Annotated in this window: 21 protein-coding genes and 1 pseudogene; 11 read left to right on the plus strand and 11 right to left on the minus strand. The window is 46.4% G+C overall.

The genetic code is table 11. The annotated features are described in order from the left end of the window. Nucleotides 1-21: 21 nt before the first annotated feature. The gene (locus MHB72_RS20845) at nucleotides 22-2,196 is read left to right on the plus strand and encodes an MMPL family transporter (RefSeq protein ID WP_216919266.1); all 2,175 of its coding nucleotides are present in this window, start codon (nucleotides 22-24) and stop codon (nucleotides 2,194-2,196) included. A gap of 163 nt (nucleotides 2,197-2,359) precedes the next feature. Here the strand turns inward: MHB72_RS20845 and MHB72_RS20850 are convergent, their stop codons facing one another. The 6 genes and pseudogenes from MHB72_RS20850 to MHB72_RS20875 form a co-directional block, all read right to left on the minus strand. Then, nucleotides 2,360-3,100, minus strand: a complete 741-nt coding sequence (locus tag MHB72_RS20850; protein WP_023856971.1) for a YwaF family protein — start codon at nucleotides 3,098-3,100, stop codon at nucleotides 2,360-2,362. Between the two features lie 219 nt (nucleotides 3,101-3,319). After that, a pseudogene (locus MHB72_RS20855) lies at nucleotides 3,320-3,967 on the minus strand (MFS transporter); the annotation flags it as partial. 61 nt (nucleotides 3,968-4,028) lie between these two features. Further along, entirely contained in the window at nucleotides 4,029-5,177 is a 1,149-nt protein-coding gene (gene dgoD / locus MHB72_RS20860) for a galactonate dehydratase (RefSeq protein ID WP_023856969.1), read from the minus strand. A 15-nt stretch (nucleotides 5,178-5,192) separates the two neighbouring features. Further along, a complete protein-coding gene (locus MHB72_RS20865) occupies nucleotides 5,193-5,819 on the minus strand; it encodes a bifunctional 4-hydroxy-2-oxoglutarate aldolase/2-dehydro-3-deoxy-phosphogluconate aldolase (protein WP_023856968.1) in 627 nt (208 codons plus the stop codon). A gap of 26 nt (nucleotides 5,820-5,845) precedes the next feature. Further along, nucleotides 5,846-6,799, minus strand: a complete 954-nt coding sequence (locus tag MHB72_RS20870) for a sugar kinase (protein WP_216919264.1) — start codon at nucleotides 6,797-6,799, stop codon at nucleotides 5,846-5,848. A gap of 18 nt (nucleotides 6,800-6,817) precedes the next feature. Then, complete coding sequence (locus MHB72_RS20875; RefSeq protein WP_020453391.1) at nucleotides 6,818-7,576, minus strand: IclR family transcriptional regulator; 759 nt, start codon at nucleotides 7,574-7,576, stop codon at nucleotides 6,818-6,820. Nucleotides 7,577-7,805: 229 nt separating this feature from the next. On the opposite strand from MHB72_RS20875, the gene MHB72_RS20880 reads away from it, so the two are divergent. After that, nucleotides 7,806-9,155, plus strand: coding sequence for a M28 family peptidase (locus tag MHB72_RS20880; protein WP_216919262.1), 1,350 nt, complete (start codon nucleotides 7,806-7,808; stop codon nucleotides 9,153-9,155). 54 nt (nucleotides 9,156-9,209) lie between these two features. Here the strand turns inward: MHB72_RS20880 and MHB72_RS20885 are convergent, their stop codons facing one another. Together MHB72_RS20885 and MHB72_RS20890 are read right to left on the minus strand one after the other, a co-directional pair. Beyond that, nucleotides 9,210-10,571, minus strand: a complete 1,362-nt coding sequence (locus MHB72_RS20885) for an MFS transporter (protein WP_216919260.1) — start codon at nucleotides 10,569-10,571, stop codon at nucleotides 9,210-9,212. After that, on the minus strand, nucleotides 10,572-10,757 hold the full coding sequence (locus MHB72_RS20890; RefSeq protein ID WP_216919257.1) for a hypothetical protein: 186 nt from the start codon (nucleotides 10,755-10,757) through the stop codon (nucleotides 10,572-10,574). Nucleotides 10,758-10,890: 133 nt separating this feature from the next. Here MHB72_RS20890 and MHB72_RS20895 point away from each other — a divergent pair, with 133 nt between their 5' ends. After that, complete coding sequence (locus MHB72_RS20895) at nucleotides 10,891-11,088, plus strand: hypothetical protein (protein WP_216919698.1); 198 nt, start codon at nucleotides 10,891-10,893, stop codon at nucleotides 11,086-11,088. Between the two features lie 111 nt (nucleotides 11,089-11,199). On the opposite strand, the gene MHB72_RS20900 is transcribed toward MHB72_RS20895, so the two are convergent. After that, on the minus strand, nucleotides 11,200-11,838 hold the full coding sequence (locus tag MHB72_RS20900; protein WP_031305127.1) for a GTP pyrophosphokinase: 639 nt from the start codon (nucleotides 11,836-11,838) through the stop codon (nucleotides 11,200-11,202). Nucleotides 11,839-12,051: 213 nt separating this feature from the next. Between MHB72_RS20900 and MHB72_RS20905 the strand changes: the two genes are divergently transcribed. From MHB72_RS20905 to MHB72_RS20940, 8 genes are all read left to right on the plus strand, one after another. After that, the gene (locus MHB72_RS20905; protein WP_016885663.1) at nucleotides 12,052-12,135 is read left to right on the plus strand and encodes a YjcZ family sporulation protein; all 84 of its coding nucleotides are present in this window, start codon (nucleotides 12,052-12,054) and stop codon (nucleotides 12,133-12,135) included. Nucleotides 12,136-12,378: 243 nt separating this feature from the next. Next, nucleotides 12,379-12,528: a teichoic acid D-Ala incorporation-associated protein DltX gene (locus MHB72_RS20910; protein ID WP_023856959.1), complete on the plus strand. Its 150-nt coding sequence runs from the start codon at nucleotides 12,379-12,381 to the stop codon at nucleotides 12,526-12,528. 14 nt (nucleotides 12,529-12,542) lie between these two features. Further along, the gene (gene dltA / locus MHB72_RS20915; protein WP_023856958.1) at nucleotides 12,543-14,051 is read left to right on the plus strand and encodes a D-alanine--poly(phosphoribitol) ligase subunit DltA; all 1,509 of its coding nucleotides are present in this window, start codon (nucleotides 12,543-12,545) and stop codon (nucleotides 14,049-14,051) included. After that, complete coding sequence (gene dltB, locus MHB72_RS20920; RefSeq protein ID WP_023856957.1) at nucleotides 14,048-15,205, plus strand: D-alanyl-lipoteichoic acid biosynthesis protein DltB; 1,158 nt, start codon at nucleotides 14,048-14,050, stop codon at nucleotides 15,203-15,205. The genes dltA and dltB overlap by 4 nt, the downstream gene beginning before the upstream one ends. 15 nt (nucleotides 15,206-15,220) lie before the next feature. After that, the gene (gene dltC / locus MHB72_RS20925; protein ID WP_003186284.1) at nucleotides 15,221-15,457 is read left to right on the plus strand and encodes a D-alanine--poly(phosphoribitol) ligase subunit 2; all 237 of its coding nucleotides are present in this window, start codon (nucleotides 15,221-15,223) and stop codon (nucleotides 15,455-15,457) included. Next, nucleotides 15,457-16,626, plus strand: a complete 1,170-nt coding sequence (dltD, locus tag MHB72_RS20930; RefSeq protein ID WP_023856956.1) for a D-alanyl-lipoteichoic acid biosynthesis protein DltD — start codon at nucleotides 15,457-15,459, stop codon at nucleotides 16,624-16,626. Before dltC ends, dltD begins: the two co-directional genes overlap by 1 nt. A gap of 171 nt (nucleotides 16,627-16,797) precedes the next feature. Further along, a complete protein-coding gene (locus MHB72_RS20935) occupies nucleotides 16,798-17,889 on the plus strand; it encodes a branched-chain amino acid aminotransferase (RefSeq protein ID WP_020453399.1) in 1,092 nt (363 codons plus the stop codon). Between the two features lie 233 nt (nucleotides 17,890-18,122). Then, complete coding sequence (locus tag MHB72_RS20940; protein WP_020453400.1) at nucleotides 18,123-19,385, plus strand: MFS transporter; 1,263 nt, start codon at nucleotides 18,123-18,125, stop codon at nucleotides 19,383-19,385. A 102-nt stretch (nucleotides 19,386-19,487) separates the two neighbouring features. Here MHB72_RS20940 and licH read toward each other — a convergent pair whose 3' ends face one another. Then, complete coding sequence (gene licH, locus MHB72_RS20945; protein WP_020453401.1) at nucleotides 19,488-20,816, minus strand: 6-phospho-beta-glucosidase LicH; 1,329 nt, start codon at nucleotides 20,814-20,816, stop codon at nucleotides 19,488-19,490. Then, entirely contained in the window at nucleotides 20,816-21,145 is a 330-nt protein-coding gene (locus MHB72_RS20950) for a PTS lactose/cellobiose transporter subunit IIA (protein WP_020453402.1), read from the minus strand. The genes licH and MHB72_RS20950 overlap by 1 nt, the downstream gene beginning before the upstream one ends.

Raw genomic sequence — 21,145 nt, forward strand, 5'->3', positions numbered from 1 at the left:
ATGTACTGAAAGGAGATTATCATGTCAAAAATGTTATATAAATTAGGAGGATGGGTTGCTCCCAATCGCATAAAAGTTATATGTGCGTGGATCGTTGTGTTAGTTGCTTCGATAGGGCTTGCCATTACGTTAAAACCAAGTTTTTCTGAGGATATGTCCATACCTGACACACCTTCGGAAAAAGCGATGGATGTGATTCAAAAAGAATTTCCTCACGGCCCTGATAAAGGGAGCATACGGGTGATTTTCGGTGCTGAAGATGGAGAGAAACTTACTGCAGAGTCAGCCAAAAAAGCAATAGAAAATACGTTAAAGGAAATCGATAAAGATGGTTCTGTTGACTCGATTGCAAGTCCTTTTGTGACAGGAACAATCGCGAAAGACGGCACAGTTGCCTATGCTGATATCAAGTATAAATCATCAGCAGATGATATAAAGGATTACTCTATCAAACACTTAAAAGACAGTTTGAAAATGGCTGATTATGAGGGATTGCAAACTGAGCTAAGCGGAGATGTACCGGGAGCCGAGATGGAGATAGGCGGTATCTCTGAAATTGTCGGCATTATTTTGGCCTTTATCGTTTTAGCCATTACATTCGGCTCTTTATTAATAGCAGGCTTACCGATTTTAACTGCACTGATTGGATTAGGTGTTAGTATTGGACTTGTTTTGATTGGAACACAAGTTTTCGATATTGCTTCCGTCAGTCTTTCATTAGCCGGAATGATTGGCCTTGCTGTTGGGATTGATTATGCTTTATTTATTTTTACGAAGCACCGTCAGTTTCTAGGCGAAGGCATACAAAAGAATGAATCTATTGCCAGAGCTACCGGAACAGCTGGGAGTGCAGTCGTTTTTGCCGGACTTACTGTTATTGTCGCACTTTGCGGATTGACGGTTGTTAACATTCCTTTTATGTCTGCAATGGGGCTGACAGCAGGGCTTAGTGTATTGTTAGCTGTTCTCGCCTCAATCACGCTTGTTCCTGCCGTCTTATCGATAGCGGGGAAACGGATGGTTCCGAAATCAAACAAGAAAAAAGAAAAACAAAGCGCTGAAACAAATGTCTGGGGACGCTTTGTCACAAAAAACCCTATCATGCTAAGTGTATGCAGCATTTTCATTTTGCTCGTCATTAGTATTCCATCTATGCATTTGGAACTGGGCTTGCCTGATGCAGGGATGAAAGCGAAGGATAATCCGGAACGCCAGGCATATGACTTGCTTGCCGACGGTTTTGGAGAAGGATTTAATGGTCAATTAACAATCGTAGCGGATGCTACAAGTGTGACAGAAAATAAGGTGGAAGCCTTCACAGATGCAGTGAAAGAAATAAAGGAACTAGACCATGTAGCGAGTGTCACTCCTGCAATGCCTAATAAAGAAGGGAACTTTGCTATCATTACGGTCGTTCCTGAAACAGGTCCAAATGATGTGGCAACGAAGGATTTGGTAAAGGAAGTACGCAGCTTATCAGATAAAAACGGGGTAGATTTGCTCGTTACTGGATCGACTGCCGTGAATATTGATATTTCAGATCGCCTGAATGATGCGATACCGGTGTTTGCTGTGCTCATTGTTGGTTTTGCGTTTGTATTGCTGACAATCGTATTCCGTTCGCTGCTTGTGCCTCTTGTTGCAGTTGCTGGTTTCGTATTGACAATGACTGCCACTCTTGGGATCTGTGTATTTGTTTTACAAGACGGGAATCTCATCGACTTTTTCAAAATACCAGAAAAAGGGCCGATACTCGCGTTCTTGCCGATTTTATCTATTGGAATTCTGTTTGGATTAGCCATGGATTATCAAGTATTCCTTGTCAGCAGAATGCGTGAAGAATATGTGAAAACAAAGAATCCAGTACAAGCGATTCAAGCCGGATTAAAACACAGCGGTCCTGTTGTCACCGCAGCCGGCCTGATCATGATCTTCGTTTTTGCAGGATTTATCTTTGCTGGAGAAGCTTCTATTAAAGCCAACGGGTTGGCTCTTTCCTTTGGTGTGCTCTTTGATGCATTTATTGTACGAATGACACTGATTCCAAGTGTCATGAAGCTGATGGGGAATGCAGCCTGGTACTTGCCAAAATGGCTGGACAAGATTATTCCGAATGTGGACATAGAAGGGCATCAACTCACGAAGGAAATACAGCCAGAAATAGATTATGAACAAAAGAAACAAATCAGTATGTAATAGAAAGCAGATCTTTTACGAGATCTGCTTTTTTCTTCATATTCCTGATCACGGTGTGAATGATTAGTTAAAAAGGAGACACTCATGGCGTAATCACTCATTTTGATTTTTTAAAGTCTCTTGGCCAATGGAATACGGCCGAACCTATTCAGAAATACAGGAATCATGCAAGATCCTTTTTTTCTTTCACCTTCCTGGCGATCCAAAACGGCAGATAGAGAAGATAGAAGAAGACGATCGTGACCGCTTCCGCTGATAAAAGATACCATGGCCACGGCCCGAGCACGTCTAACAGCGAAGCTCCGCCGCCCGGCTTTTTCATCATGTACATATAGTTCGACTTCAGCAAACGGTTGATTAAAAAGATGAATGCCCCATAAATATTGACGAGAAGAAACGTGACCCAGAGAGAGCGCACGGTCGGCTTATACTTCTCGGCTGCAATCATCAGAAGGCAGGCCAGTACGACGATTCCGTGGGAAATGAAAAATTCAAAAAAGCGGAAATGAGGAAAGCCGTACCTTCCCAAGTCAGGCGTCAGAATCGCTTGCAAAGCGCTCCCCAAACCGGCAAAATAAAGAAATTTAAACAAGGTGAGATTTTTCGTCAATAACAGAATGATGACAAGATAAACCGAAAGGTCGCTGAGGTGAAGCGGCAAACAATAACGCGGCGTCCAGGAATTTACATAGATAAACCAGGAGTGGTAGCTGATTTCAGAAATCAATAAAACCGCCACAAACGCATAGCGAAGCATCCGGTTCCACCGCGGTTTTTGCAGCGTCTTGCGAAAGACGAACAAACAAACACCGAGCGCTGCAAGCACCAGCAAAGTCAGTATATGAGATGTTGAAAAAAATTGAAACGAGCCGAGCTGATAATCTTTTTGAAAATATGTTTTCATCTTAAGCACCTGTCATCAAAATATTTTAACGTTATTTTGTGACAAACCATGATCTATTATTCAAAAAGGCCGCCGAATGTCCGGCAGCCGGGTGTCACATAGAAATAGAATCGTTTTCTTTTACATTATCATTGACCTGAATCCGTTCAACCTTTCCGACAAGAAAGATGTACGAAAGGGCTCCCAAAAGGGCAAGGGTGCCGATAAAGACGAGGGCGGGCGCAAAGCTTCCCCCGTTTGCGAGAAATGATCAAGTTCAGCCTTATTTACCTTTGGATGACGGTCGGGATCACGGTAAAAAATATACCAGATAAGGCCCCAGATGATGCCGATCACCCCAGTTACGATGAACAGGCCGCGCCAGCCGACGACATGCTGGATGGCGCTGAGCGCCGGCGTTAAAAACGCAAGGCCGGCAAATTGCCCCGACGTATAAAACGCAATGGCTGAAGCCCTTTCCTGTTCAGGGAACCATGAAGTCACCACCCGGTTATTGGTCGGAAAAGCCGGCGCTTCAAACGCCCCCGTCGCAAGACGCAACCCGAATAGAGAACCGAAGCCGCGGACAAACCCCTGAAGCAATGTTGCGAGCGACCAAGTAACCAAGGTAAAACCGTAGACAAGCCTCGGGCCAAACCGATCGACAAGCCCGCCTCCCGGTATTTGCAGGGCGCAGTATGCCCAGCCGAAAGCGGAAAAAATCAAACCCAGTTGAACGGCAGACAAGTTTAAATCGTCTCCTATTGCAGAAGCTGCGACGGAGATATTGCTTCGATCCATATAATTGATCACGACACATACAAAAATAAACAGCAGTACCCGCACTCTAACCTTTGTCGGCTTCTCTTTTACAGCAGCTTGTTTCATGACAGGCCCTCTCCTTTTATTTGTTTGTAATGACGGACATCTTTTGAAAACGGTATCATTTTTACCATTCAGCTATGCTTCCGTCCTTGTGCCGCCATACCGGATTGCGCCAGTTATGCCCGATATCAGCCATTTTCCGGACATGATCTTCATTGATGTCCACCCCAAGGCCCGGGCCATCCGGAATCCGGACATAGCCGTCTTCATAGAAAAACACCTTTTGATCCACTATATAATCAAGCAAATCCGTGCCTTTGTTGTAATGGATTCCTAAGCTTTGTTCCTGTATAAATGCATTGTGGCACGTTGCATCAACCTGAAGGCAGGCCGCCAGAGCGATCGGGCCCAGCGGACAGTGAGGAGCGGCGGCGACATCAAATGCTTCCGCCATCGACAGGATCTTTTTGCATTCGGTAATTCCGCCGGCGTGTGACAAGTCAGGCTGAATAATATCGACATAGCCGTCAGTCAGCAGATCTTTAAACTGCCACTTTGAAAACATTCGTTCTCCGGTCGCAATCGGAATTGAGACGAGGCTGGCGATATCGCGGAGCGCCTCGTTGTTTTCCGGCAGAACAGGCTCTTCTATAAACATCGGGCGAAACGGTTCAAGCTCTTTTGCCAAAATCTTCGCCATCGGCTTGTGCACCCTGCCGTGAAAGTCGATGCCGATTCCAATGTACGGGCCGACAGCTTCTCTGACGGCTGATATTCTTTCAATCACCTGATCGATTTTTTCATGTGAATCAATGTATTGCAGCTCTTCCGTGCCGTTCATTTTGACGGCTGTAAAGCCTTGGTCAACCACCTCCTTGGCAGCGAGGCCGACGTCTTGAGGCCTGTCTCCGCCAATCCAGGAATAGACCTTGATCGATTCCCTGCTCTTCCCTCCGAGCAGCTGATGCACGGGCGCATTGTAAAACTTGCCCTTAATGTCCCAAAGCGCTTGATCGATTCCTGCAATCGCGCTCATCAGAATGGGTCCGCCCCGATAAAACCCGCCTCTGTACATGACATTCCAGTGGTCTTCAATGTTCATCGGGTCTTTGCCGATTAAATATTCCATTAACTCGCCGACAGCCGCCTTAACTGTCGCCGCCTTTCCCTCGATTACCGGCTCTCCCCACCCTGTAATGCCTTCATCCGTTTCGATTTTTAAGAAAAGCCAGCGCGGTGGAATTTGGAAACACTCGAATCCCGTTATTTTCATCTCTGATCTCCCCTTTTACTGTTTTGCTGCTTCAACAAATTGCTTTGCTTTTTTGGACAGCTCTTCTAAAAACGCGTCATTCACATCTTGATGAGCCCTCACAAGTGAACCGCCGATTCCAGCACCGACCGCACCGGCCTGTAAAAACTCGTGAAGGTTTTCCAACCCTACCCCTCCCGTCGGAAGCAGCGGAATATGCGGAAGCGGTCCGTGGATATCTTTGATATAGCCAGGCCCCATCGTTCCGGGAAATACTTTGATGATGTCTCCACCGCTTTCATACGCCGTCAATATTTCCGTCGGGGTAAAGGCGCCCGGAATGCTGATCGCTCCATATCGCTTTGTCAGCTTGATCGTCTCTTCATGAACAGTTGGCGACAGGATAAACCGCGCGCCGGCTAAAAGCGCCGCTCTCGCAGATTCGGGATCAAGAACGGTTCCCGCTCCGATAAGCATTTCGTCTCCAACATCTTCTGAAACCGCTTCAATCGCTTTGATCGCTTGAGGGGAATTAAGCGTAATTTCCACAAGCCTGATGCCGCCCGCTTTTAAGGCGCCTGCAATGCTCACTGCCTCCTCCGGATTGTATCCGCGGATGATCGCAATCACTTTTTGTTCTTTGATTTGTGACAATACATGCATTTCTGCCACCCTTTCTTTACGGTTTTTTATCGGCTGACATCTTCTTCATCAGATTGTTCCATAAACGCAAACAGTGAATCGCTGTCAGGCAGCCCTTCAATATCACCGTTTACCGCAGCTACCATGGCGCCGACGGCACAGCCGCGTTTGACAGCTTGAGAAAGCGGAATATGATCAATCAAACCCGATAATACACCGGCTGCAAAGCCGTCTCCGGCACCCACGGGGTCCGCTGCAGTCTGAATCTGATAGCCTTCCGCATAGCCGTTTTCATTCCCGCTGGAATAATAGGCGCCTTTTGCACCAAGCTTGACGATGGCGGTTTCAGCCCCGTGCCCGCGGATGGCTTCCGCTATTTTTTTCTCATCAGTGGTGCCGAACAAAAAACGCCCTTCGCTCAAGCCGGGAAGCACGATATCAGACTGTTTGATCAAATCAAACATCGTCTGCCGCGCCCGCTCTCCGTCCCAGAGCTTTTTTCGAAAATTCGGATCAAATACAACACATTTATTATGCTTTTTGGCGAGCTCCACTGCATAAAACACTGCATCTGAAGCGCTTTCACTTAAAGCCGGGGTAATTCCCGTAATGTATAAAAACCCCGCTTTCTCAATGTATGGCTCATCAATATCGCTTTTTTTCAAAAAACTCGCCGCTGAAAGCGTCCTGTAATAGAAGACATTGACTTTGGCCGCGCTTTTCCTTTCTTTAAAAAACAAACCGGTCGGCGCCGTGTCATCGAGCTTCACTTGGCTGACATCGACTCCTTCTCCTCTGACAGCAGAAAGAATCATCGCCCCGAACTCGTCTTTTCCAAGCCGGGTAATCCAGCCGGCTTTTTTCCCGAGCTTCGAAAGCCCGATCAGCGTGTTGGTTTCTGCGCCCGCTATTCTCACCTGATAGTTTCTTGCGTATCTGAGAGGGCCGTCTTCATTCGGAGTGAACAGCGCCATTGTCTCTCCTATGCTAATAACATCCATCAGAACTCTCCCCCTTTGCTAAAGCGGCTTTTTAAATCCGCCAATGCTTTCTGTAATTTTTCCGGCTGTGTGAAGCAGCTGCTCAACGATAAGTGCCTTTCTTGCGAGCATGCGCTCCTTTGGCCCGGCGGTGCTGATCGCCGCCTTCATTACGCCATCCGGACCATAGACAGGAGCCGCCAGACAAAACAAACCTTCTTCATTTTCTTCATTGTCAACGGCATATCCCTGTTCCAAAAATGTCTGCAGCTGCTTTTCCAGCTCATCTCTGGCGGTGATGGTATGCCCGGTAAACCGGATAAATTCCATGCGGTCGAGCAGCCCTTCCCTTTTGTCCTCCGGCATGAATGCCAAAAATGCCTTGCCAAGCCCGGTGCAATATAGCGGCTTGCGCGAACCGGGCTGTGCGGTTGTTCTGATTGACCTGTTGTTATCGATTTTTGCGATGTAGACGAGCTGATCATCGGATAGAACGGCCATAAACACCGTCTCCTGAACGCCGTCCATCAGCTGTTTTAAAAACGGAACACCTTGCGACGAAATGTCGATCGACTCCATGGCAGCGGTTCCAACTTGGATCAGTTTTGCCCCCAGCCTGTAACGCTTGATAGCATCCTGCTGAAGGTATCCTTCATCCAAAAGTGTAGCAGCCAAATTGAATGTACTGCTCTGCGGCAGCGACAATTCTTTGCTGATCTCCTTTACGGTTAATCCATCCGGATGATTTGACAGCAATTCAAATATACGTACAACACGTACCGCGGATTTTACTGACATGACACCCTCCAACATTCACATATGTGATTCAAAATCAGGATCCTGATAATTCGGACGTATTCTAAACAGAAAGAATGCTCACGTCAACTATCCTATTAAACAAAAAAACTTTTTTATCAAACTTCAAATTACTGGTCTATCGAATCATTTATCAGATGCATGCAGGATTCACCCGCTCAGCTGCGAATATCTCTTCTCAGGAAAACAAGACCATCAAGGAGGTTTATGTATGAAGAGAAAAATGATGATGATCGGATTGGCGCTATCCGTAATAGCAGGCGGCGTGTTCGCCGATGGAACGGGAAATGCTGTTCAAGCGGCGCCTCAGGAAACAGCCATCGCAAAAGATGTCGAAAAATTCAGCAAAAAAATCAACGAAAATCGCGCCTATCAAACGATTTACCATTTAAGCGAAACAATCGGACCGCGTGTGACAGGCACGGCGGAAGAAAAAAAGAGCGCCGCTTTCATCGCCTCACAGATGAAAAAATCAAATCTGAAAGTGACCACACAAACCTTCAGCATACCTGATCGGCTGGAAGGAACGCTTACCGTTCAGGGAAATAACGTGCCTTCGCGGCCTGCCGCCGGTTCCGCCCCGACAGCAGCAGAAGGCCTGGCAGCTCCTCTCTATGATGCCGGCCTCGGCCTGCCCGGCGACTTCACCGAGGAAGCGAGAGGCAAAATCGCCGTCATTTTAAGAGGCGAGCTGACATTCTATGAAAAAGCAAAAAACGCTGCTGACGCAGGCGCAAGCGGAGTGATCATTTATAATAACGTCGACGGCCTCGTCCCTCTGACTCCAAATCTCAGCGGTAATAAAGTCGATGTTCCGGTAGTCGGCGTCAAAAAGGAAGACGGAGAAAAGCTGCTTTCTGAACAAGAAGCGATCTTGAAGCTGAAGGCTCATAAAAATCAAACATCGCAAAACGTGATCGGCGTCCGCAAAGCAAAAGGTGTCAAAAATCCGGACATCGTGTATGTGACTTCGCATTATGACAGCGTCCCTTATGCTCCCGGAGCCAATGACAATGCCTCCGGCACTTCAGTCGTCCTTGAACTGGCCCGGATCATGAAGACGGTTCCAGCCGACAAAGAAATTCGCTTTATTACATTCGGTGCCGAAGAAATCGGTCTCCTCGGATCGCGCCATTATGTCAGCACCTTGTCAGAGCGGGAAGTCAAACAGAGCGTTGCCAACTTTAACTTAGATATGGTGGCGACAAGCTGGGAAAATGCTTCACAGCTGTACATCAATACACCCGACGGTTCGGCAAACCTCGTCTGGGAGCTAAGTAAAGCCGCTTCTTTAAGCCTTGGGAAAGACGTATTATTTTTACATCAAGGCGGATCATCCGACCATGTCCCATTCCATGAAGCCGGCATCGACTCGGCCAACTTCATTTGGAGAGAGCCGGGAACAGGTGCATTGGAGCCTTGGTACCACACCCCTTACGACACGATTGAACACATCAGCAAAGACAGGCTGAAAACAGCCGGTCAAATCGCGGGAACAGCCGTGTATAACCTGAGCAAAAAAGAAAACAGAAAACCGTCTTACAGCTCAGTCGCCCAATAATATTAAAAAGGAGCAGATCGAATTGATCTGCTCCTTTTTTTATACCGCTTCTTTTCAATCCTTCATCAGCTTAATAAACCGGAAGCTCATCAAAACGCTGCCGATGGCAACCACAATCATGACCACCCCCAGATCCTGAAAATGACCCGCGGTTATTTCTTCTCCAAACAACAGACCCAGAATGACGGACGAAAAGATCGAGCCAAGATAGCGGCATGTTTGGAAGAGCCCCGAAGTGGTCCCGACGATGTCCGGCGGACTTGCCGTAAACATGGCAGCCTGCAGGGCGACATTGCCGAGTCCGTAGCTGACCCCCAGCAAAGAGAGGATAATGCCTTTCCACAACATCGGTGCATCGACAAAAAACAATGTAAGCAGGATGGCGCCGGCCGCCATTATGCAAGAACCAATGAAAACAGGCTGCGTTTCACCTGAACGGTCAATCCATTTCCCGACGAAAGGTGAAACCAATACGCTCGTCCCGGACATGAACAGCATCAAAAGACCGCTCGCTTGAACGGAAAGATGCATTTCATCCTGAAAATAACTCGGAAGTCCAAAAAACAAACAGTAGTTAAAGATGTTCAGCATAATAAATTGAGCATAGACCGAAGTTAGCGTCCTGCGCGCGATCAACAGTCTGATATCAATAAACGGGCTGCTCACTCTCAGCTCCCACCAAACAAACATCAAAAGCAAGACAAGCCCGAACATCCCCTCGGCAAAACGGGGCTCGCCCGTGCTTAATGAGAGCAGGAATGCCAGCAGGAGAACGATTCCTCCCGCAAACAGAAGAATCCCGGTCAGATCAAGCCGCTTGATGACGGCGCGGACATTTAAGCCGGCTTTTTTCTCATCTTTCGGAAACATGTACATCCCCAGCAAAAAGCTGAACAAAATAAATGGAAAGTTCACAAGGAAAATGGCGGGCCAGCCCCCGAGAACGATTAAAAATCCCCCCACAGTCGGTCCAAAAGCGGTCATAGCCGAAGAAAAAATGGACAGCACACTTAGTGCCGACGCCCGCTTTTCATGAATGTGACTTCTGATCAGGCCCACTCCCGAAGGATAAATGGCGCCGCTCCCAATCGATTGAAACAAACGCATGATCAGCAAGACGGAAAAAGCCGGTGCGAGAGGAGCGCCGATTGCCGATACGGCAACGAGAACAAGCCCTGACAAAAACATCTTTTTCCGACCGATTAAATCGCCGATTTTTCCCGTGACAGGCTGCGCGACCGCACTGGCTAAATAAAAAGATGAAATCAGCCACGATACGGTTGCAAATGAAAGATGAAACTCATGCTGGATGCTGTGCAGCGCCAAAGAAATCATTGAAGAATTGAGCGGATTCAGCATCGTCCCTGATGCAACGGCTGTTAAAAACAGGGCGCGGTTCTTTTTCAATCCGGCCATTTACTTAGGGTAAAGCAGCCTTTCGCCAGCTCCGTCCGCTTTACCTTCCGTACCCGCATCACGGCCGAAAGCATTGCCGACGGTCCCGTATAAAGCAGCATCAAGCCGTTGCGACTCCCGGTTCATCATCGCTGCCGCTCCGTTTTGCAAACCGCATTCCGCAAGTTTTTCAATATCCGATTTCATTTTTAGACCTCCTCGTGCTCTTATCATTTTCTTGTTTTCTTTTTTCGATTCATGACAGTCATAACCTTTGATACAAAGGAGCGTTCTTCCTCTTTTCTTTTAGTTGAAAAACATATTTGACGAAGCTGGCATAGTGAAAAGTTCACAAAAGAAGAACGCGAAGGCATCGCCGGGCCATGATTTCCAAAACAAAAAGCGGAAAGAAGTCGAGCGTCTTGCCGGAGATCAGGTGAAAGTGTGGATGAAGAGCGCGCTCGGCAAACTGCAGGGTGAATACCGGACGGACGTCTTGAAATTCTGGAATCGAAAAAGCGGAAGGGAAATGGGATGAGATTTTCACCGAATCCGATATTACATATGAGGTTGATATTCAAGGATTGACAACTTCGGGTCAAGCGGCAAAAAAAAATAGCAGCCGGGCTAAAAAATGCCCGGCTGCTTTTTATTGATCCGCTTTTGTTCGAATATGAAGCATCTTTTCATCCAGATAGTTCGCGATGTCAGCCGCTTCTTTCAGCTCATCCGTGAGCTGGTTCGGCACTTCATTGTTCAATTTGTAGTAGATTTTATGTTCGAGGCTCGCCCAAAAATCCATCGCGATCGTCCTGATTTGAATCTCCACCTTGGCGTGCTCGACGCGGTTGGTCAAGTAAACAGGCACTTCTACAATCAGATGGAGGCTCCTGTATCCGTTCGGCTTCGGATTTTTAATGTAGTCTTTCATGTTTAAAATCTTGATGTCTTCGTGTTCCTTCAGCACTTCAACCATATTGTAAATATCGGATAAAAACGAGCAGACGATTCTGAGACCTGCGATATCATTGATGTGCTCCTTAGCGGCCTTTGTCGTAATATCGCAGCCCTTCCGCACAAGCTTGTTGATCAGGCTTTCAAAGCTTTTTACCCTTGATTTCGTATGCTCAATCGGGTTATGGCCATGGATTAAATTATATTCCTGGCTGATAATCGAAAATTTCGTATCCATTTGATCCAAGGCAAATTTATAGACAAGGAGTTCGTTCTTCCAGTCCTCCATCAGGTTTCTTAAATCTTCTATCTGGGCTTCAGGCAGTCCTATCATCTTATCTATCGCCATATCCATTATATTTTTCTCCTTATGACATCATATCGTTTTTTCAGTTAGTAGACGGGCACATCCACGGTAAAGTTTCGACTTAAATCGCAAGATCAAAAAGTGGTCTGGTTGATCATTTTCCACTTTTATAAATTTATTTCCCTTTCAAAAGTCATAAAACATTCATATTCTGTATTACCACTTTTCGGAGGTGAGAATATGTCATACTCTAATAGCTTCGCTTTGATCGTTGTATTATTTATTTTGCTGATCATTGTGGGTTCCGCTTTTGTAAAGTATTAATTCCTTCACGCACTTCCGACAAACTGCAGGTTCATATCGAAAAGCGCTCCGCTTTTCATATGAGCCTGTTTTTTTGTGATTTAAAAAGAAGTTATTTCCACAATAACAAAAAATGTTTATAATAGGATAGGCTCTGAGCTGACAACGCTCAGAAATAAAACTCTCCCACAAATGAAACTTTTATACAACATTTTCGTCTTATACTGTTGTTAAGGCAATTCAATAACGGAAAGGAAAAGATCAATGTTAAATAAGCTAAAAATGTTGTATGAAAAAACAACAATGAAGTGGCTGCTCAACACTTCCTATTACTTTCTTATTCTCGTACTGCTGTTTTTAATTTACGGATTCCACACAGCAAATACAGGTTCATATATTTATAATGACTTTTAATGGAGAAAAAAACAATGAAACTGATAGAAACTATTAAAAAATACGCGCAAACACAACCCGATACCCTTGCTTTTGTGAATGAAGAAGAAAAGCTGACATACGGAGAGCTTTGGTCACAATCTGAGCGCCTTGCCGCGCGGATTCAAAGCGAAGCATTAACAGAGGCTTCTCCGATCATTGTCTACGGACATATGAAACCGGTCATGGCGGTTTCTTTCCTGGCTTGCGTGAAAGCCGGCCATCCGTACATTCCAGTTGACGTATCGATTCCGGCAGACCGGATTCTGAAAATCATCAACAGCTCAAAAGCCGAGCTTATACTCAATAACTCAGGCACTTCGGTTGACACGGGAGATGCCCTCATTTCCGTTGTGGAACCGGGCGTTCTTGAAGGAGACGGGGTGCCGGAGACAGATCCCGGCCGCTGGGTTCACGGTGAAGATACCTTTTACATTATCTACACATCCGGAAGCACGGGAAATCCAAAAGGCGTGCAAATCTCAGCCGCCAATCTTCAGAGCTTCACAGATTGGATCACGAATGACTTTCCGGTGGAAAGCGGCCAAGTGTTCTTAAATCAAGCCCCGTTTTCCTTTGATTTATCGGTGATGGACCTTTATCCGTGCCTGCAGTCCGGAGGCACATTATGGACGGTTACGAAAGATATGATTAACCGGCCGAAACTGTTGTTTGAAGCGCTGAAACAATCCAACGTCAACGTCTGGACATCAACGCCTTCATTCGCACAAATGTGCTTGATGGATCCGTCTTATTCTGAAGAGCTGCTTCCTGAACTGAGCTTGTTTATGTTCTGCGGAGAAACGCTTCCCGCGTCAGTCGCCAGACAACTTAAAGAGAGATTTCCGAAGGCTCGTGTTTTTAACACATACGGCCCGACCGAAGCGACTGTTGCCGTCACTTCCATCGAAGTAACAGACGACGTATTAAACAAGTATTCTTCTCTTCCCGTCGGTTCTGAAAAGCCGGAAACCGAGATCGTGATCATCGATGAAGACGGAAAAGCCGTCCAAGAAGGGGAAAAAGGCGAGATCATTATTACCGGAGCCAGCGTCAGCAAAGGCTATTTAGGCGAAAAAGCGCTGACGGAAAAAGCGTTTTTCTCTTACAACGGCGCCCCTGCTTATCGCACCGGTGACGCAGGGTACAAAGAAAACGGCCAGCTGTTCTTCCTCGGAAGACTCGATTTCCAAATCAAACTGCATGGCTACCGGATTGAGCTTGAAGAGATCGAATACCAAATCAATCAGTCCCGATACGTGCAGTCGGCGGTCGTTATTCCATACTACCGCGAGGAGAAAATCGAGTATCTGATCGCCATGATCGTGCCTGCCGAACACGATTTCGAAAAGGAATACCAGTTAACCAGCGCGATTAAGAAAGATTTGGGCAGCAAGCTGCCTGCATATATGATTCCGAGAAAATTCATGTATCAAAAAGAGATTCCGATGACAGCAAACGGTAAAATTGACCGCAAGAGATTAAAAGAAGAGGTAACCGTATGACACCCTATGGTTCATTTCTTTTCTTCATCATATTAGGAATTTTACTGGCGCCGACCATCATTCTCGGACTGAACGGAAAAAGCTTCCGCTTATATAACATGGCGGTTTCCGTTCTGGTTCTGGCGCTTATTTTTTCAAACAGCCTGCACGGGCTGATCATGCTGTGCCTGTTTACGCTTTGGCAGATGGTTCTGATCAAAGGCTATATCGCTTACCGTCTCAAAGCGAACAGCGGCATCGTATTTTGTCTCGCTGCAGCAGCTTCTATCCTGCCTCTGGCACTGTCAAAGCTGCTGCCGTTTTTCGCCGTTGACAACTGGGCAACATTTCTCGGTATCTCGTATTTAACTTTTAAAGGGGTTCAGCTCATCATTGAAACCCGCGACGGTCTCATTAAAAAGCAGCTCCCAATCAGCAGACTGCTTTACTTTATTCTCTTTTTCCCGACCATCTCGTCAGGTCCGATCGACAGGTACCGCCGTTTTGAAAAAGACGATCAGACGGTATGGACGAAGGAGCAATACGAAGAACTGCTTTACAAAGGAATCAATAAAATCTTTCTCGGCTTTTTATATAAATTCATTATCGGCTATTGTATTAATACGTATGTCATTATGAAACTGCCGTTTTTGACTTCCGGCAGCATCTCGCATGGATTGGCATACATGTATGCGTACAGCCTTTATCTGTTTTTTGATTTTGCCGGCTACACTGCTTTTGCGGTCGGCGTCAGCTATATCATGGGAATCAAATCCCCTGAAAACTTTAATAAGCCGTTCATCAGCCGCAATATTAAAGATTTCTGGAACCGCTGGCATATGTCGCTTTCATTCTGGTTCAGAGACTACGTGTTCATGCGCTTTGTCCTTTGGATGACGAAGAAAAAATGGATCACAAACCGGATGGCTGTTTCCAATATCGGATATGTGCTGCTGTTCCTTCTGATGGGTGTCTGGCACGGCCTTGCCCCTCAGTACATCGTCTACGGGCTGTATCACGCGCTGCTCATGGTCGGCTTTAACTTCTTTGAAAAATGGAATAAGAAATACAAGTGGTGGCCGAACAATAAGTGGACGACAGCCGTCTCAGTCGTGGTGACCTTCCACTTCGTATGTTTTGGATTTTTAATTTTCTCAGGGAAACTAATACACTAAAAGGAGATTTTCATAATGGATTTTAATCAAGAAGTACTTTCAGTTTTAGCAGAGGTATGTCAGGACGATATCGTAAAGGAAAATCCGGATATTGATATTTTTGAAGAGGGAATCCTCGATTCCTTCGGCACGGTGGAATTGCTGCTTGCATTCGAAAGCCACTTTAACATCACAGTGCCGATTACAGAGTTTGACCGGGATGCATGGAACACGCCAAATCAAATCATAAAGCAGCTGAATGAGTTGAGATAATGAAAAAGCGTTTTTTATTCGGGCCAATCATCTTGGCATTTTTACTTTTTTTCACCGCGATCTTGATTCCAAATGCATGGCTGGCAAAACTGGTTCCTAAAGATCGTGTCGAAACTTCAGCTACAGAAATAAACCCGATGATGTTCCAGGGTATGTATCTTCAAGGCAAAGCGCTTGAAGATCCGAAATATCTGCCGATTTACGGATCATCGGAATTGTCCCGGTTAGATGCCTTTCATCCGTCTAACTATTTTAAAGTAAACAACCAAGGGTTCACGCCTTACCTGGTCGGGAAAGGCGGTTCACAGTCCTTGATTCATGCAATCAACTTTGCGGCGCAGTCTGGTCAATTAAAGGGCAAGAAAATCGTTTTCATTATTTCTCCGCAGTGGTTTCAAAAAGACGGCTCGGACGAATCCCACTTTGCGCCGAACTTCTCGGCTTTGCAGGCATACGATCTTGTGTTCAATCAAAATGTCGATCCCGAGCTGAAGAAAAAAATGATCAAACGCATGCTTAAATTTCATGCAGTTACAAACGACGCTCTGCTTTCAGCCCTTTTTAAAGCCGAGCTCGACCAGGACAAAGTGGCGCTGTCTCTTCTGACGCCGCCGGCAAAAGCTTACCGGAGCATTCTGGAGAAAAAGGACATCTACTATTCCATGGTTGAAGGAAACGGACCGAAGCGGACCATTTCCCAGGATGTAAAAAACAAATCGTGGGATGAATTAAAGCAGATGGCCGAAAAGGTCGGCGCCAAAGAATCCCGCAACAATGAGTTTAAAATTTCAAACGGCGTTTATAAGAAATTGAAGCCGAAGCTGAAAAAGCTTAAAGGCCACAATAAAAAGATGAACTATGCCGAGTCAGTCGAGTTCCACGATTTCCATCTCATGATGGATGTTCTGAAAGAATCCGGCGCAGAACCGCTGTTCATCTCGGTTCCGGTCCACGGCAAGTTTTACGACTATACCGGCTTCCCTAAAAAAGGCCGGACAGATTTCTATAAAAAGATTAAAAAAGAAATCGAACAAGAAGGCTTTCAAGTTGCTGATTTAACGAATCATGAATATGATCCATACTTCTTGAAAGATACGCTCCACCTTGGCTGGAAAGGCTGGGTTTACGTCGATCAGGAGATCGAATCCTTTTATAAAAAGTCATCATAAAAAAGGATTCCCCCATGGGGAGTCCTTTTTTTGTCCGATTTAAATTTTTAAAGTTTCCAAAAATTCTATTTTACAAATTTCTCTGAAATCTATTGCGATTATCAAGAGAAGGTTTAAAATAGAAGATAAATATTTTTTGGAAAAAGACTAGAAACGGCAGGGAGAATGAATATGACAAAACAAACGATCAGCGTACAGCTCAGTACAGCAAAAAAGCAAAAGCCAGAGGCTGACCGGCTCGAATTCGGCCGGACCTTTACCGACCACATGTTTATCATGGACTATACGGCTGAAAACGGCTGGCACGATCCGAGAATCGTTCCTTATCAGCCGATTGAAATGGACCCGGCTGCAATGGTTTACCACTACGGGCAGTCCGTTTTTGAAGGGTTAAAAGCTTACTTATCAAGCGAAGGCAGCGTTCTTCTCTTCAGACCTGAAAAAAACGTCGAGAGGCTCAATAAATCCAACGACCGCCTCTGCATTCCGCGGGTTGATCCTGACACCGTTCTGGAAGGGCTGAAGCAGCTGGTTCAGATCGACAAAGAGTGGATTCCTCAAGCTGAGGGGACATCCCTTTATATCCGTCCGTTCATTATTTCAACGGAACCGTACCTCGGCGTCGCTCCGTCCAATATGTATAAAATGCTGATCATTTTATCGCCGGTTGGATCTTATTACAAAGAAGGCATCCACCCTGTGAAAATTGCCGTTGAAAGCGAATTTGTCCGTGCTGTGGCAGGCGGTACAGGCAATGCGAAAACGGCCGGCAACTACGCGGCGAGCCTGAAGGCTCAGGAAGTGGCGGAAAGCAAAGGCTTCTCGCAAGTACTTTGGCTTGACGGAGTAGAAAAGAAATACATTGAAGAAGTAGGCAGCATGAACATCTTCTTCAAAATCAGCGGTGAAATTGTCACTCCGGCTCTAAACGGAAGTATTTTGGAAGGCATTACGAGAAATTCCGTCATTCATCTATTAAAACAATGGGGACTTTCCGTAACCGAAAGGAAAATTTCAGTTGATGAACTGGTTCAGGCTCACAAAGACGGTCTGCTTGAAGAAGCGTTCGGCACCGGAACCGCCGCTGTCATTTCCCCGGTCGGCGAGCTGATCTGGAAAAACGAAAGCCTTGTGATCAACAGCGGACAAACAGGCGAAATCGCCAAAAGGCTCTACCAAACGATCACCGGTATTCAAAAAGGCGCTTTGCCTGACACATTCGGCTGGACAGTTGAAGTTGATAAAGTCAGCCAATCCTGCTAAGCGGTTTAAGCTCTCTTTTGCAAAAAAGAGGGCTTGCACCCTTATCGCGAAATGTACCGGCGGCAGGCTCTGTTTCCACACCGCTCGCCCCTCTTTTTCATTCCGCCTAGTCAATCCCCCGCACAAAACGATTCCATTTTATATATTTTATGTTAAAATTATCAATAACCACACCGGAAAGGAGAGATTATCCGTTCTCATGTAACATGCAAATCAAGAAAGGACGCTGAACAATGGATCAAACAAAATTGAGCGTCTGGGAAAAGAATTACACGTTCCTTTTCATCTCCAGGCTAATCAAAATCTCGGCTGACTGTTTTGCCTTCAACTCTATTTTATGGTTCTTAATTTTTGACGGAAAAGGTGCAATCGGCACCTCCCTGCTTCTTGCCGTCACTTTCCTCCCCGAAGCCTTTTTGGCGCCGGTTACAGGGCCTTTAGTCAAAAGAAGCGCCCTGAAATTCTGGATGTATTTTTCGGATTTAACAAGAGCAGCCGTCGTCATTACAATACCGATTTGCTACTTAAACGGCTTTTCACCGATGTGGTTTGTTTTAGGGCTCATGATCATCCATTCGGCAACTGGTGCGACTTATAACCCGGCGTCGATTACGCTGATTCCGCAGATCGTGAACGAAAATCTCATCCAAAAAGCCAACGCGATTCTCCAGTCTTCTTCAGAAATCATCAGGCTGGGAGCCGTTACATTGTGCGGTGTGCTGCTGACTTTTATCGGTCCTGCAACGACTTTGGTCTTTTCATTTATCTTTTATATCATATCGGGCCTATTCGTGCTTTGCATCAAATACACCATCATCCGGAATCAATCACAATCTAAGTCTCTTGCTCAAAGAGGTACATATTTTGCGAGATTAAAAAGAGGATTTACATTGGTGAAAAACCACAAAATATTATATCCGCTGGCGATTTACTGCATCTTCATGAACCTGGCGGCTTCACCCTGGGAAGCCCTTTCTGCGGTATATGTTGCAGAGGATTTAAACGGAACGCCGTTCATCCACTCGCTGCTGAAGGCTACGACGGCAGGAGGAGCATTTTTACTTGGTTTTATCCTTGCAAAAGTAAAAATCAACAGGTACGGACTCCTTTTCATCACGGCAGGCATTCTTGAAGGTGCGGCTTATTTTATCGCTGGACTGAATACTTTCCTGCCGCTCGTATTTCTCGCAGCCTTTGCATTCGGAGCAGCCATCAGTTCGATCAATGTCCCCGAATTCACGATTATCCAGACATCTGTCGAAGGGGATGACCAACCTCAAGTGTTCGCAGTCATCCATATGATCACAAATCTATCGCTTCCTTTAGGAGCAATTGCCTGCGGATATGCCGCAAAAACGCTTGGCGCGGGAAGCGTGATCGCAATCGGCGGCTTCATCGAAATCATTGCGGGCATCGGCATCCTCATATTCACTCAGCTTGCCAAAGCCCGGCAGTCAGATCTGGTCAAAGAAAAAGAAGCAAGCGCAAATATGTAGGCATGAATGGAACGGCCGCTGTTTCGCCGGGCCATTCGGACACGGCGGCGCCTATATCTATTAAAAGGTTCCGGCTGACACACCGGAACCTCAATTTTATTCCTATGCTTCTACAGATCTAAAAAACTGCGGAAGATGCTCTTTATGCGCTTCAAGCATTTCGTCCAGTATTTGTTTCGCAATCTTGTCGGACGGAACGAGCGGGTTGATTGTCATGGCGACAAGCGCGGTGTTGTAATCACCTGTAACAGCCGCTTCAGCCGCAACGCGTTCGAATGATTTGATTTGCTGGACAAGGCCCCTCACGGTGACAGGCAAATCTCCGACCGCGATCGGTTTCGGCCCGTTTTTCGTCATGACACAGTTGACTTCCACTGCGGAGTCATCCGGAATGCTTGCGATCGCTCCGTTATTCATCGTGTTGACAGGCTGAATATCGTGCTTGTCATTATAAATCGAGCTGATCAAATTGCAGGCGGCATCACTGTAATATGCGCCGCCGCGCTTTTCAAGCTGGGGCGGTTTGATCGCCAGCTCCGGATCTTTATACAGCTCAAACAATTCCTTTTCAACTTGCTGAACGACCTCTGCACGCGTCCCTTCCGTTTTTGAAGCCTCCAGTTCATGTTCAAGCATCTCCTGCGTTTTGTAGTAGTAGCGGTGGTAGCCGCACGGAATCAGGCCGAGCCCCCGGATAAAGTCAGGTTCCCACGATTCTCCGGAAATGTTTTTCATCGTCATCGCATTTTCGGGATCTGCCATCGCTTCGATCACTTTGTCTTTGACGCTGACGCCGTCCAGGAAAACGTCGAGTCCGAACACCATATGATTTAATCCGGCAAATTGAATGTTTATGCGGCTTTCATCAACATCAAGCGCTTTTGCAACCCCCATCTTCATGCCGATCGGCACATTGCAGAGCCCGACGACTTTTTTCAAATTAGAGTAGCGGAGCAGTGCTTCAGTCACCATGCCTGCCGGGTTGGTAAAGTTGACAAGCCACGCGTCAGGGCACAGTTCTTCGATGTCTTTTGCAATCTCAAGGATGACCGGAATGGTGCGGAGCCCCTTGAAAAGACCGCCCGGTCCATTTGTTTCCTGTCCGATCACCCCGTATTTTAATGGAATTCGTTCATCTTTTGCCCTCGCTTCGAGCAAACCGACACGGAATTGCGTCGTGACAAAATCAGCGTCTTTTAAAGCCTCCCTGCGGTCGAGCGTCAGATGGACTTCGATCGGGACGCCCGCTTTTTCGACCATTCGCTTCGCCAGCGTGCCGACGATATTGAGTTTTTCTTCCCCTTCCGGTATATCGACGAGCCAGAGCTCGCTGACCGGAAGTTGGTCATGCCGTTTGATTAATCCCTCGACAAGCTCGGGCGTATAACTAGAACCTCCGCCAATTGTTACGATTTTCAATCCTTTTTTCATCAATTGACACCTCCGTGGACATTCATTTTTTCATACAGCTCGACAATCTCCGCGGCCAAATCTTTCATGGTCATCGCATTCATTAAATGATCTTGGGCATGAATCATGAGAAGTGAGGGTTCGGTTTTCGCCCCCTTCGCTTCATTTTGAATCAAAGCTGTCTGAAAATGATGCGCCTTGATCAGTTCTTCGTCAGCCGCCCGGATCTTTTCTTTTGCAGCGGCGAAATCGCCCTTTTTGGCTTCGGCTATCGCTTCCATGCAAAAGCTCCTGCCGTTTCCTCCGTGAAGGATAATTTGAAATATCGTTCGTTCCAATTCCTCGGACAT

This window comes from Bacillus sp. FSL K6-1284, assembly GCF_038002625.1.
Lineage (GTDB): Bacteria > Bacillota > Bacilli > Bacillales > Bacillaceae > Bacillus > Bacillus paralicheniformis.

Excerpts from the sequence above, each read along its gene's own strand:
- MHB72_RS20875 (WP_020453391.1), bottom strand. The coding sequence starts at position 7,576 with ATGTCAGTAAAATCCGCGGTACGTGTTGTACGTATATTTGAATTGCTG.
- MHB72_RS20900 (WP_031305127.1), bottom strand. The coding sequence starts at position 11,838 with ATGATAGGACTGCCTGAAGCCCAGATAGAAGATTTAAGAAACCTGATG.
- MHB72_RS20950 (WP_020453402.1), bottom strand. The coding sequence starts at position 21,145 with ATGTCCGAGGAATTGGAACGAACGATATTTCAAATTATCCTTCACGGA.
- MHB72_RS20880 (WP_216919262.1), top strand. The coding sequence starts at position 7,806 with ATGAAGAGAAAAATGATGATGATCGGATTGGCGCTATCCGTAATAGCA.
- MHB72_RS20865 (WP_023856968.1), bottom strand. The coding sequence starts at position 5,819 with ATGCATGTATTGTCACAAATCAAAGAACAAAAAGTGATTGCGATCATC.
- MHB72_RS20905 (WP_016885663.1), top strand. The coding sequence starts at position 12,052 with ATGTCATACTCTAATAGCTTCGCTTTGATCGTTGTATTATTTATTTTG.
- dltC (WP_003186284.1), top strand. The coding sequence starts at position 15,221 with ATGGATTTTAATCAAGAAGTACTTTCAGTTTTAGCAGAGGTATGTCAG.
- dltB (WP_023856957.1), top strand. The coding sequence starts at position 14,048 with ATGACACCCTATGGTTCATTTCTTTTCTTCATCATATTAGGAATTTTA.
- MHB72_RS20890 (WP_216919257.1), bottom strand. The coding sequence starts at position 10,757 with ATGAAATCGGATATTGAAAAACTTGCGGAATGCGGTTTGCAAAACGGA.
- MHB72_RS20850 (WP_023856971.1), bottom strand. The coding sequence starts at position 3,100 with ATGAAAACATATTTTCAAAAAGATTATCAGCTCGGCTCGTTTCAATTT.
- dgoD (WP_023856969.1), bottom strand. The coding sequence starts at position 5,177 with ATGAAAATAACGGGATTCGAGTGTTTCCAAATTCCACCGCGCTGGCTT.
- MHB72_RS20935 (WP_020453399.1), top strand. The coding sequence starts at position 16,798 with ATGACAAAACAAACGATCAGCGTACAGCTCAGTACAGCAAAAAAGCAA.
- MHB72_RS20940 (WP_020453400.1), top strand. The coding sequence starts at position 18,123 with ATGGATCAAACAAAATTGAGCGTCTGGGAAAAGAATTACACGTTCCTT.
- MHB72_RS20845 (WP_216919266.1), top strand. The coding sequence starts at position 22 with ATGTCAAAAATGTTATATAAATTAGGAGGATGGGTTGCTCCCAATCGC.
- MHB72_RS20870 (WP_216919264.1), bottom strand. The coding sequence starts at position 6,799 with ATGGATGTTATTAGCATAGGAGAGACAATGGCGCTGTTCACTCCGAAT.
- dltD (WP_023856956.1), top strand. The coding sequence starts at position 15,457 with ATGAAAAAGCGTTTTTTATTCGGGCCAATCATCTTGGCATTTTTACTT.
- dltA (WP_023856958.1), top strand. The coding sequence starts at position 12,543 with ATGAAACTGATAGAAACTATTAAAAAATACGCGCAAACACAACCCGAT.
- MHB72_RS20910 (WP_023856959.1), top strand. The coding sequence starts at position 12,379 with ATGTTAAATAAGCTAAAAATGTTGTATGAAAAAACAACAATGAAGTGG.
- MHB72_RS20885 (WP_216919260.1), bottom strand. The coding sequence starts at position 10,571 with ATGGCCGGATTGAAAAAGAACCGCGCCCTGTTTTTAACAGCCGTTGCA.
- licH (WP_020453401.1), bottom strand. The coding sequence starts at position 20,816 with ATGAAAAAAGGATTGAAAATCGTAACAATTGGCGGAGGTTCTAGTTAT.